The organism is Candidatus Pelagibacter sp. Uisw_101 (assembly GCF_047727615.1).
Taxonomy (GTDB): Bacteria; Pseudomonadota; Alphaproteobacteria; order Pelagibacterales; family Pelagibacteraceae; genus Pelagibacter.
In genome coordinates, this window is sequence record NZ_CP159821.1 from 640,672 (window position 1) to 652,708 (window position 12,037).

A 12,037-nucleotide genomic window follows, 5' to 3' on the forward strand; every position below is an offset into this window, starting at 1 on the left:
TTTTAAGGTTTTTCAGAAATTTTTAAGGGCAGATCTAATGTTACATCAAATCTTTCTTTTTTTGTCACATCATCGACTTGTTTAGCTTTTTTTTCTAAACACCATTTTTCATAAATTTTACAAAATGTGAATATCCCATTGTATCTATCAATCATTCTTACATTATCTAATTCATCTTTTATCAAAAATTTAATATCATATAATTCCTTAATATTAACTTCTGTTAAAATTTCTCTTGAGTCTGGATTGTAATATCCAGAACCATCTTCACAGGGGGTTTCTAGAACTTCATCAATATATTTTTGAAAAACTTTTCCTCTAATAAACTTATCTTCAAAGTCTTGAGAGTTAATAGTTTCATAAATTAATCTTCTTAAAGGAGGCTTGTTCATCTCAAACCACATTATAAGTAATTCGTAATAAATTAATTCATACAATCTTATATGTATGGGTTTGCCCTTAACTATTCTTGACCAATTAAGATATCTTCTTATATCTATATTTCTTTCAATACTTTTCATGACAAGTATCTTTTATTAACCTCCTTTAATTGTAGTGTAGCCACATCTTTTGCACTCAAGTGTTGTAACTCTATCTGTTGGTCCAAAACCAAACTCAATATTTAACGTTTTGTAGTCATGTATGCCCATAAAACAGAGTATTTTTATCATTTTCAAAAACATAATTTTGACACTTTAAATTGTTAAATTTATTTTTTGATGGTCAGCAGATAGCTGAAATGATTGCGGAGATTAGAGAAATTATTATACCGCAGAATTAGATAAAGTTCTACAAGTGTTCAGCTATTTTAAACTTATTTAATTAAGTAGAGATCTTTTTAAACTTTTTTTAAAAAATATTTTTTAAAACCAACTATTTGGAATAATAATGTAGTGAATTGCTAATACAATTGCCACTGACACAGTTAATCCCAAAGTCATTTTAAGAAAGTCTTTACCAATAAGTGGGAAAACATATTTGAATTTGTAATCACTATTCATTGAAGCAATTGCTAATTCTCTTCCACATAACAGTCCAACAAATACCCACGTGGTAGACATTGGTAAGTCATTAAGTTCTTTAAAATAATAAAGTACAGCAGCATATATAATGTTTATTATTGTTGCTGATCTTGCATATCTTGTTCCAGTTTTCTCCAAAACAACTTTTTGGATAGTTCCACCATGAATGTAGAAAATATAAAACAATAGTACTGTAAAATAACCTAGAACCACTAATAGTAGCGATACATCTAATTGCCTTGGTAAATAAACTGCAATGTTTGCTACGTCATGCGATAACCAAACCCACCATAACCAACCAGATGTAAACCAAACAGAGTTACGCCAAAAGCCAATCCATTTGTCTTCTACTTCATCTAGCTTTTCATTGATAAATTTTGAAATAACGATCCAACAAATATAAGCAGCTGTTGCAGCTAAACCATAGCCCACAACACTCTTCATAAGCATCTTCTCAAGCACTACTGTTGATGCAAAAGCAGACAAAACTAAGAATGTAGTTGAAACAGGTATTCCAAATCTTGTTAATATTAAAAGTATTCCAGGAGCTACAGCGTGATACCACTGAATTTCTTGATAAGGTATCTGCGTTAACCTCCCGTATGAGATATCTCCATTATTACTATACCAGCCCCAAGTGATTGCTAAAATTAATACAAATGATGCAGCACTTGCAAGTGTGTACCATTTGAACCATTTTTGTTTTGAGGCGATAAAAGTTCCCAATGTTTGAATTGAGTCATTTGCAATAACGCTATACCCCGCTAAAGCAAAACCAACAATTGTGTAAATTAAGGTAAGTGTCATCTGATATTTTTTGTTTTATATAGTTAATTATTAATTACAAATTTAATTTTGAAGTTATAATGCTACCTGTGGTTTTAAAATTATGAGTTCTTTAGCAAAAACAAACTTTCAAGAAATGTCATTTCTTGATGAGATGATCGATCAGGTAATCATCCTTGATAAGTCTAAAAATGTTTGCTGTGCAAACAAAAGTGCCCTTACAAGATTTGGAAACGACATTAATGGGAAAAATATTTCATTAATTTTAAGAGATGCAAAACTTTTAGAAAGTATAGATTTAGCAATCAACAACAAGAAAACTCAAATTGTTGACATTGAAATAAAATTACCCAATTTTGAATTTTATAAAGCTAATATCATTCCTGGTCCTTCAAAACTTTGCAATGAAGATCAGTCAGTAATGATATTCTTAAAAGACCTAACAGAGATCTATAAAACTCAACAATTAAAATCTGATTTTGTAGCAAATGTTTCTCATGAACTAAGAACACCATTGCAATCAATTAAATTAGGACTTGAAACCATTAATGAAGGTCACGCAACAAATGATTTTGAAAGTCAAAAAAAGTTTTTACCTATTATGCTTCAACAAACTGAACGTATGGAAAGTTTAGTTAGTGATTTACTTTCTTTATCTAAAATTGAATTACAAGAACATATAAGACCAAGTATAGAAATTGATTTAGACGAAATAATAAACCATGTTATTAAAATTAATTCTGACTTGATTAAAAAAAGAAAAATGAAAATTGAATACAGTGCCGATAAAGACGCTCATAAGATATTGGGTGATAGAAATAGATTAATAGAAATTTTTACCAACCTAATAGATAATGCATGCAAGTATAGTGAGGAAAATACCCTCATCAATATATCCCTACATAAAAAAAGTGATAATTTTTTATTTTCAATTAAAGATCATGGTGTAGGCATTCCCAAGAAATTTTTACCTAGAATCACTGAAAGATTTTTCAGAGTTGATCCTGCTAGAAGTAAAGAAGCTGGCGGTACAGGTCTTGGTCTAGCTATTGTAAAACATATAGTTAATCAACATCGTGCATCCATGGATATTATAAGTGATGAAGGTAAAGGTACTGAAGTTACTATAGAATTTCCTAAAGCTTAATACCAATTACAACTAAAAAGTTATTTTTTGTAATAAAACTTTCATAAAGCTGTAATAAAATTGAAATACAAAAATTCTATAAGCACAGAATATAAATAAACAAAGGAAAAATAAAAATGAAAAATGTTAAAACTATTTTATCAATCTTGACGGTGATGCTATTTGTGTCAAATGCTCAAGCAAGAGATCAAATTCGGATAGTGGGGTCATCAACCGTTTACCCTTACGCTACTGTTGTTGCAGAAAATTTTGGTAAAACAGGAAAATTTAAAACACCTGTAATTGAAAGCACTGGAACGGGTGGGGGTATGAAATTATTTTGTGCTGGAGTTGGCACTGATCACCCAGATATTACTAATGCATCAAGAGCTATAAAATCTAAAGAAAAAGCATTATGTGAAAAAAATGGTGTAACTGAAATTATAGAAATTATTGTAGGAAATGATGGTATTTCATTTGCACATTCAGTAAATTCTCCAGATGCAAATTTTACTAAAGAGCAATTATGGAGAGCTTTAGCAAATGAAGTAGATGTAGATGGAAAAATAGTTGCAAACCCATACAAACAATGGAGCGATATCGATCCGTCACTTCCTTCTAAAAAAATAGAAATTCTTATAGCCCCACCAACATCTGGTACGAGAGATGCTTGGAATTCATTGGTAATGGGTAAAGGTTGTTCTACAGAAGCCAAAGCACTTTTTGGTGATAAAGCTAAAAGCGAATGTACTAAGATGAGAGAAGATGGCTATGCAGTAGAAGCTGGTGAAAATGATACTTTAATTGTACAAAAACTTGCATCAAACCCTGACGCATATGGCTTCTTTGGCTACAGCTACTTAATTGGTAACAAAGACAAGGTTAAAGCTGCAGCAATTAATGGAGTTAGACCTAGTCTTGAAGGTATTCAAGATTACTCTTACCCAATAGCTAGACCTTTATTCTTTTATGTAAAAAAAGCACATATTGGAGTAGTTCCTGGAATTGACGCATTTATTAAAGATTTTACGTCAAAAAAAGCAATGGGACCAAGAGGTTACTTAGCTGACATTGGTTTAGTGCCTTTAGCTAAAGCAAAATATGATGTTGTAAGAACTGCAGCAGTCAAATTAAACACTATTAGCATCAAGTAATTTAAACTCCTCAAACATAATCAAGGCCAGAATAAACTTCTGGCCTTTTTTATTTATACAATTTGTAGTTTAAAATTGTAATAAAACTGTAACATTAAAATCATATTGTCTCGGACAATGAATATTATAATTTTATTACTGGTTACAATATTTAGTTATTTGTCGTTCTTATATGGACGCTCAAGAATTAGAAAAATTACATCTACTCAATCTATAAAGATTAACGCACTACCAAATTATTATGGTTATTATTTAGCCTTGTGGTGTGCCATACCCGCTTTAATTATACTATTACTTTGGTCTATATTTGAACCCGCTATTATTAAATTTTTAATTTCACAAACTTTAATTCAAAACGAGTTAAATTATTCAAGTGATCAAATTAATCTAATTTATCAAAAAATTATATCTCTATACGAGGGAAATTTTTCAGGAACTTTAACTGATGAAATTTTATTAGGAGTAAAAAATTATGAATCGTTCTATGCAATAGCTCAAAGTTCTAAAATTGTTTTATTATTATCAACTTTCATTGCAACTATCTCTTATGGGATTATTAGAATTTCAAAAAATAATAAAGCAAGACACGATGTTGAAAAAATTCTAACAGGATTACTTTTTGCATGCTCTTTAGTTGCTATATTAACAACGATGGGAATTATTTTCTCTCTATTATTTGAAAGTATAAAATTCTTTTCAGCGATTAACATTTTTGATTTTTTATTTGGATTGTCTTGGAGCCCACAAAGAGCATTCGTTAGTGATGCCTCAGCAATTACAGCTCTAGAATATGAAAATTTAAAAGGTGCCTTTGGCTCTGTGCCATTATTTGCTGGAACTGCGTTCATAGCTTTTATTGCAATGATTGTAGCCGTCCCCATTGGACTGTTTTCAGGAATTTATATGGCAGAGTATGCGAGCCCTAAAGTTAGAAAATATTCTAAACCTATTATTGAAATTCTTGCTGGAATTCCGACAGTGGTTTATGGTTTTTTTGCAGCCCTTACCGTTGGACCCTTTTTTAGAGAACTGGGGGAAAGTTTAGGATTAGAAGTATCTTCCGAGAGTGCACTAGCTGCAGGATTGGTGATGGGTGTTATGATTATTCCATATGTATCGTCCTTATCTGACGATGTTATTAATGCTGTACCTCAATCATTAAGAGATGGATCTTATGCAATTGGTGCTACTAAATCAGAAACTATTAAAAAAGTTGTAATACCTGCAGCACTACCGGGGATTGTGGGTTCAGTTTTGTTAGCGGTATCAAGAGCTATTGGTGAAACGATGATTGTTGTAATGGCCGCTGGTTTAGCGGCAAATTTAACAATTAACCCGCTTGAGTCGACCACTACGATCACTACTCAAATTGTAATGCTTTTAATTGGTGACCAGGAGTTTGATAGTCCAAAAACCCAATCTGCTTTTGCATTGGGGTTAACACTTTTTTTTGCAACATTAATCTTAAACTACATAGCCTTAAGATTTGTTAAAAAATATAGAGAAAAATATGAATAAAGAACAACGGTTAAAAAAACGACATAATGCTGAAAAACGATTTAGATTTTATGGTCTAGCTTCTATTTTATTAGCAATTTTTTTCGTATTCTTTTTATTAAACGCTATCTTTTCAAAGGGCAGTGGTGCTTTTTTAAAAACAACAATCGATGTTGAAGTAAACTTTAACGTAGAGACTTTAGAGTTAAGTGAAAAGCCTACCACCGAAGATTTGAAAAATGCAGATTACTATGATTTAGCCATTGATAGTATTCTTAATGTAATAAATGTTAGTGGTCTAGATGAAGAAAAATCATTAATTAATTTATTTAGTCCTGATTATGAATATGAAATAAGACGTTTTTTAATTAACAATCCAAATGTTTTAAAACAAACTGTTGTATTAAAATTAACCTCATCAGATGATTTTGATCAATTACACAAAGGTAATTACCCAAGAGATCTACCTGAAGATAGAAGACGAATTGATAATTTTCAATTAAACATATACGACACATTAGTTGAAGAAGACAAAGTTGATAAAATATTTAACTCATATTTATTTACTAAGGGAGATTCTAGAAATCCTGAACTAGCAGGAATTGGTGGTGCATTAGTTGGTTCTTTTTTTACTATTGTCATTACTCTATTATTATCTTTTCCAATTGCTATAGCGGCATCGATTTATTTAGAAGAGTTTGCTCCAAAAAATAAAATTACTGATTTTATAGAAATTAATATTAATAATTTAGCAGCAGTACCTTCTATTGTTTTTGGATTATTGGGTTTAGGAATTTTACTGGGTACATTTCATCTGCCAAGATCAACTCCATTAGTTGCGGGTATTACTTTAGCCTTAATGACTTTACCTAGAATTATTATTCCATGCAGAGCTTCACTAAAAGCAGTACCACCTTCAATAAGAGAAGGCGCTCTTGCAATTGGTGCATCTAAAGTACAATCCGTTATGCATCATGTTGTGCCCTTAGCAATTCCAGGAACTTTATCCGGAACTATTATTGGATTAGCACAAGCTCTTGGAGAAACTGCTCCATTAATTTTAATTGGTATGGTTGCATTCGTGGTAGACATTCCATCTATTCCAACAGATCCTTCGGCATCGTTACCAGTACAGGTTTATTTATGGTCCGAACAAGCGGAGAGAGGCTTTGTTGAGAAAACTTCAGCAACTATTATGGTACTCTTAAGTTTTCTTATTACGTTAAATTTTATAGCAGTTTATTTAAGACAAAAATTTGAAAGGAAGTGGTAATGAAAAATAATAAACTAAAGATTAAAGCTAGTAATTTGAATGTGTATTATGGAGAGAAGCAAGCGCTTTTCAACGTTGATTTAGATATTTACAGCAAAGAAGTTACAGCTTTAATTGGCCCTTCTGGATGTGGAAAATCAACTTTTATAAGATGCATTAATAGAATGAATGATGTCATTGATATTTGTAAAATTGACGGTTCCATTACAATCGATAACGAAGAGATCATTGATAAAAATCTTGATGTTGTAAGTCTTCGAGAGAAAATTGGAATGGTTTTCCAAAAACCCAATCCTTTTCCAAAAAGTATTTATGATAATATTGCTTATGGACCTACCATTCATGGTTTAGCTGAAAACAAAACGGATATGGATGAAATTGTTGAGAACAGTTTAAAAAAAGCAGCTTTATGGAATGAGGTTAAAGATAGATTGAATGAAGCTGGCACAGGTTTATCAGGTGGTCAGCAACAAAGATTATGTATAGCAAGAGCTATATCCGTTAATCCTGAAGTAATTTTAATGGATGAACCGTGTTCAGCACTAGATCCTATAGCAACTGCCAAAATTGAAGAATTAATTGATGAACTTAAAAAAAGTTATACAATAGTAATTGTTACTCATTCAATGTCACAAGCAGTAAGAGTTTCTCAAAGAACTGGATTTTTCCATTTAGGAAAAATAATTGAAGTAGATACAACTGAAAAAATATTTAAAAACCCTGGCAATAAAATGACTCAGGATTATATAACAGGAAGGTTTGGTTAAAAATGTCTGACATAACACATATAGTAAAATCATATGAAGAAGAGCTACAAAATTTAAATGATAATTTAATCAAAATGGGAAGTTTAGTTGAGGCTCAACTATCAGACTCTATGGAGGCCATAATTAAAGTTGATAAAGAAGCCGCAGATAAAATTATAAGTAACGACGCTAAAGTTAATGAATTGAGAGCTACTATTGAAGAACAAATAGTTACTGTTTTAGTTAAGAGAGCTCCTATGGCGATAGATTTAAGACTTACAATATCAACTTTAAAGATTTCAAGTGATTTAGAGCGTATTGGAGATTTAGCAAAAAGTGTTGCAAAAAAAATAAAGCCTTTACCTCACGATCTTCCTGCTGAATTAATTTCCAGCCTAAGAAGATTAGGCGATCTAGTTCAAAGACAATTGAAAGATGTTTTAGATGCTTATTTAAATAAATCAAAAGATTCTGCTATAAAAATTTGGAAAACAGATGAAAAAGTTGATGACCTAACTCATGCCGCAATGAATGAGGTGGCTGATTTTTTAGGACAGGATAAAAAGAATTTAGATTTGGCAACTCATCTACTTTTTGTAACAAAGAATATTGAAAGAGCAGGAGACCACATTACTAATATTGCAGAGTCTTTATTTTATCTGATAGAAGGTGAACATATTGAGGGCGCTAGACCCAAAGGTAAGGATTTTGATCCAAGTTAATGAGCGCTAACATTTACATCGTTGAAGATGAAGAGCCGATCATTACATTAATTAAATATAATTTAGAAAAAGAGGGGTACAAAGTTTTTTTTTCTGAAAATGGGAATGATGGTATCAAAGGTATAAAAAATTCATTGCCTGACCTTGTTTTACTAGATTGGATGTTGCCCGATTTCTCTGGTGTAGAAATCTGTAAAAATTTAAAAAAGGATATTAAATTTAAAAATATTCCAATCATAATGTTAACCGCAAAGGGTGAAGAAGAGGATAAGATTAAAGGCCTTAACTCTGGTGCTGATGATTATATAACTAAACCTTTTAGCTTTCCTGAGTTGTTAGCTAGAGTTAAGGCTCTATTAAGAAGATCTAAGCCATCAGTTGTTGCTGATATTGTAGAATTTGAAGATCTTAAAATTGATAGAATGACTCGTAGAGTTTATAGAAAAAAGAAAGAAATCCATCTTGGTCCTAAAGAATATGATCTGTTAAATTTCTTTATCAAAAATCCTAAAAGAGTTTATTCTAGAGAACAAATACTAGAAAATGTTTGGTCAGAAAATATCAATGTTGAAAACAGAACAATAGATGTTCACATAAGAAGACTTAGACAAAATATTAATATTATTGGAGTTAAAGAGCTTATTAGAACTGTTAGATCAGCAGGTTATTCTTTGAGTTAAAATATTATTTTATAAATCCCTATTAAAAATAGTGGTATCTGTAACCCAAAGTTAGTTAATATAGCTTTATCTTTTGATATAAATCCAGCTATCGTCCAACCAATAACTCCAAGGCCATGAAAGTAAATATTAATAGGGTAGATATTTAAATTAGTTAATAATATTCCAGTTAATACTAAGGCAGTACTGATCCATTTAAGGTATTTTTTAATAAACATAGTGTCCTCTATATGTAAGTTTTATTACTAATTTATTACAATTATAGAGGAAACTAAAATCTTAATTTATAAAATCCCTTAAATTAACAACCTTTAAATGAAGCAGACATATTTCTAATTAGATCAAAATATAAATCTTTTCCTGGGCTTAAAGTAGCTCCAAGTGGATCTACAACACCAGTTTTAATATTCATATCTTTAGCAACTACCTTTATTATATCAGGATTAAATTGAGGTTCTGAGAAAATACATTTTACTTTATCATGTTCAATTATTTCTCTAATTTCTGATAATTGTTCTGCACCAGGCATTACGTCAGTATTAACTGTAAAAGCACCCAATATTTTTACATTAAATCTTTTTTCAAAATATTGATATGCATCATGGAAAACAATAGATGAAGTACTTTCATTTAATTCAGTCATTACATCCATAGTAAGTTTATCTATATCTTTAAGTGCCTTATCTAAGTTACTTTTGTAAGTAGATGCATTTTTTGAATCATTTTCAATTAAATGCTCAGTCATTTCCTTTAAAATAACTTTTGCATTGATAGGATCTAACCAAACGTGGGGATCGTATTCACCGTGCCCATGTCCTTCATGGTCATCATGATCATCTTCTTTTTTAGCGTGATCGTCATGGTCGTCATGATCATCTTCTTTTTTAGCGTGATCGTCATGGTCGTCATGATCATCTTCTTTTTTAGCGTGATCGTCATGGTCGTCATGATCATCTTCTTTTTTAGCGTGATCGTCATGGTCGTCATGATCATCTTCTTTTTTAGCGTGACCGTCATGATCATGCTCATCAAAAATATTTCTTTCTCTAAACTTTAATACATTCAAACCTTTAATTTCAATTAATTCAATTTTTTCAGCTTTTTTTGCAATTGAATTTAATGGTTTTTCTAAAAAACTTTCTAAATCTTCACCTATCCAAAAGATAAGATCTGCATTTTGCAACATTTTTGCATGAGATGGTTTCATAGAAAATCCATGTGGTGAGTTAAAACCATCTACAATTAAATCTGGTTTTCCAACTCCATCCATAAGATAACTCGCTAATGAATGAATAGGTTTAATTGATGTAACTACTTTTATTTCAGCATTAGCTGGTGTAAAGATCGTTAATAATGATAAAATTGATAGAATAAATGATATTTTTTTTAGTTTTTTCATAATTTAAATATTTTAATGGTTGTTATAATATAACAGTATGTAATAATATAACATTTAAATGTCAATAGATAAATGAATTCAGATAATAATATATTAGTTAAATTAAATAATGCAGGTTTTCGCCAAAATAATAAATGGCTAGTAGAAGATGTATCTCTACAAGTTGAGAAGGGTAAAATTGTAACTCTCATTGGTCCCAATGGTTCAGGAAAAAGTACAACTGCCAAAATTGCATTAGGTATTTATAAAAATATTGAAGGAAGTATTGAAAAAAATACTAATAAAATTGGATATGTTCCTCAAAAAATTTCCATAGATTGGACATTACCACTCAGAGTTAAAGACTTTATGGTTTTAACTGAAAATATTAAGGATGATCAGATTAATGAAGCTTTATCATTAACTGGAGTAATGCATCTTAAAAATAAAAATTTAGGTAATTTATCTGGAGGGGAGTTTCAAAGAGTTTTGCTTGCTAGAGCTATTTCAAAAAAACCAGAACTGTTAGTACTTGATGAACCAGTTCAAGGTGTCGATTATACTGGTGAGATAGCGTTGTATGCATTAATTAAAAAAATATCAGATACTTTAAATTGTGGAATTTTATTGATTTCACATGACTTACATACGGTAATGACTGCAACAGACCATGTTGTCTGTTTAAACGGCCATGTTTGTTGTTCAGGTTCACCTATTGATGTTGCAAAAAATAGTGAATATAAAACCTTATTTGGAGAACAAGCGTCTCAGATCCTTTCAGTTTATGAACATAAACATGATCACGAGCATTCTGATGAAGGCAGGATAAAAAAAAATTAAATGTTTGATGATTTTTTTGTAAGAGCATTGGTGGCTGGAATTGGAATTGCCTTAGTTGCAGGACCACTTGGATGTTTTGTTGTTTGGAGAAGATTATCTTATTTTGGTGATACACTTTCTCATTCAGCATTACTGGGTGTTACAATGGCATATACATTTGATCTAAATATTGCTCTTTCAGTATTTTTGATTTCATCAGTAATAGCCTTAATATTAATACAACTTCAAAAAAAAACTAATTTACCTGGTGATGCTTTACTTGGTCTCTTAGCTCACTCTTCATTAGCTGTTGGATTGGTAGTAATTGGTTTTTTAACTTTTATAAGATTTGATATCATGGGACTATTATTTGGAGATATATTGGCTGTAACAACTAATGATATATTTGTTGTATGGGGTGGTGGTGCTATAATTTTAGTTATACTTAAATTAATTTGGAAACCTTTATTTGCCTCTACTGTTAATTATGAATTAGCTGAAGCCGAAGGTTTGAATCCTGATAGATCAAAAGCTATATTTACAATTTTACTAGCTGCCGTTATTGCCATATCAATTAAAATGGTAGGATTGCTATTGATTACTGGAATGTTGATTATCCCCGCTGCAATGGCTAGAAATATGTCAGACAGTCCACAAAAAATGGTAATTTACTCGGTTATAGGAGGATTATTGTCTGTAATTTTGGGATTATTTTCTTCATTAGAGTTTAATACTTCCTCGGGACCCTCAATAATTGTAGCGTCCTTGATCTTATTTATTTTATCTTTACTAAATATAAAACAGTCGATTAAATTGAAAAACTAATGAGTTATT

General features: G+C 30.7%; 14 protein-coding genes. 9 read left to right on the forward strand and 5 right to left on the reverse strand.

All coding sequences use genetic code 11. From position 1 onward, the window contains the following. Positions 1-2: 2 nt before the first annotated feature. The 3 genes from ABXT48_RS03240 to ABXT48_RS03250 form a co-directional block, all read right to left on the reverse strand. Complete coding sequence (locus tag ABXT48_RS03240) at positions 3-521, reverse strand: hypothetical protein (RefSeq protein WP_415287033.1); 519 nt, start codon at positions 519-521, stop codon at positions 3-5. Between the two features lie 15 nt (positions 522-536). Continuing rightward, on the reverse strand, positions 537-671 hold the full coding sequence (locus ABXT48_RS03245) for a hypothetical protein (RefSeq protein ID WP_415276242.1): 135 nt from the start codon (positions 669-671) through the stop codon (positions 537-539). A gap of 192 nt (positions 672-863) precedes the next feature. Then, positions 864-1,829: a hypothetical protein gene (locus ABXT48_RS03250; protein ID WP_415287034.1), complete on the reverse strand. Its 966-nt coding sequence runs from the start codon at positions 1,827-1,829 to the stop codon at positions 864-866. Between the two features lie 82 nt (positions 1,830-1,911). Here ABXT48_RS03250 and ABXT48_RS03255 point away from each other — a divergent pair, with 82 nt between their 5' ends. The 7 genes from ABXT48_RS03255 (at position 1,912) to phoB (ending at position 9,006) form a co-directional block, all read left to right on the forward strand. Then, entirely contained in the window at positions 1,912-2,955 is a 1,044-nt protein-coding gene (locus ABXT48_RS03255; protein WP_415287035.1) for an ATP-binding protein, read from the forward strand. A 116-nt stretch (positions 2,956-3,071) separates the two neighbouring features. Further along, positions 3,072-4,088: a substrate-binding domain-containing protein gene (locus ABXT48_RS03260; protein WP_415287036.1), complete on the forward strand. Its 1,017-nt coding sequence runs from the start codon at positions 3,072-3,074 to the stop codon at positions 4,086-4,088. A gap of 117 nt (positions 4,089-4,205) precedes the next feature. Next, positions 4,206-5,606 carry a phosphate ABC transporter permease subunit PstC gene (gene pstC / locus ABXT48_RS03265; protein ID WP_415287037.1) on the forward strand — a complete coding sequence of 467 codons (1,401 nt, stop codon included), beginning with the start codon at positions 4,206-4,208 and terminating at the stop codon, positions 5,604-5,606. Continuing rightward, positions 5,599-6,858 (forward strand): phosphate ABC transporter permease PstA, encoded by a 1,260-nt coding sequence (gene pstA, locus ABXT48_RS03270; protein ID WP_415303324.1) that lies wholly within the window; start codon positions 5,599-5,601, stop codon positions 6,856-6,858. The genes pstC and pstA overlap by 8 nt, the downstream gene beginning before the upstream one ends. After that, a complete protein-coding gene (gene pstB, locus ABXT48_RS03275; RefSeq protein ID WP_415287039.1) occupies positions 6,858-7,625 on the forward strand; it encodes a phosphate ABC transporter ATP-binding protein PstB in 768 nt (255 codons plus the stop codon). The genes pstA and pstB overlap by 1 nt, the downstream gene beginning before the upstream one ends. A gap of 2 nt (positions 7,626-7,627) precedes the next feature. Beyond that, on the forward strand, positions 7,628-8,326 hold the full coding sequence (gene phoU / locus ABXT48_RS03280; RefSeq protein WP_415287040.1) for a phosphate signaling complex protein PhoU: 699 nt from the start codon (positions 7,628-7,630) through the stop codon (positions 8,324-8,326). Then, positions 8,326-9,006: a phosphate regulon transcriptional regulator PhoB gene (gene phoB, locus ABXT48_RS03285; RefSeq protein WP_415303326.1), complete on the forward strand. Its 681-nt coding sequence runs from the start codon at positions 8,326-8,328 to the stop codon at positions 9,004-9,006. Before phoU ends, phoB begins: the two co-directional genes overlap by 1 nt. Here the strand turns inward: phoB and ABXT48_RS03290 are convergent. Continuing rightward, the gene (locus tag ABXT48_RS03290; RefSeq protein ID WP_271480027.1) at positions 9,003-9,224 is read right to left on the reverse strand and encodes a DUF6552 family protein; all 222 of its coding nucleotides are present in this window, start codon (positions 9,222-9,224) and stop codon (positions 9,003-9,005) included. The genes phoB and ABXT48_RS03290 overlap by 4 nt on opposite strands. Positions 9,225-9,307: 83 nt before the next feature. Then, positions 9,308-10,405 (reverse strand): zinc ABC transporter substrate-binding protein, encoded by a 1,098-nt coding sequence (locus tag ABXT48_RS03295; protein ID WP_415303328.1) that lies wholly within the window; start codon positions 10,403-10,405, stop codon positions 9,308-9,310. 72 nt (positions 10,406-10,477) lie between these two features. On the opposite strand from ABXT48_RS03295, the gene ABXT48_RS03300 reads away from it, so the two are divergent. Continuing rightward, positions 10,478-11,224, forward strand: a complete 747-nt coding sequence (locus ABXT48_RS03300; protein ID WP_271482637.1) for a metal ABC transporter ATP-binding protein — start codon at positions 10,478-10,480, stop codon at positions 11,222-11,224. After that, positions 11,225-12,028, forward strand: coding sequence for a metal ABC transporter permease (locus ABXT48_RS03305; protein WP_271482635.1), 804 nt, complete (start codon positions 11,225-11,227; stop codon positions 12,026-12,028). It begins immediately after the preceding gene. The last annotated feature ends 9 nt before the right edge of the window (positions 12,029-12,037 follow it).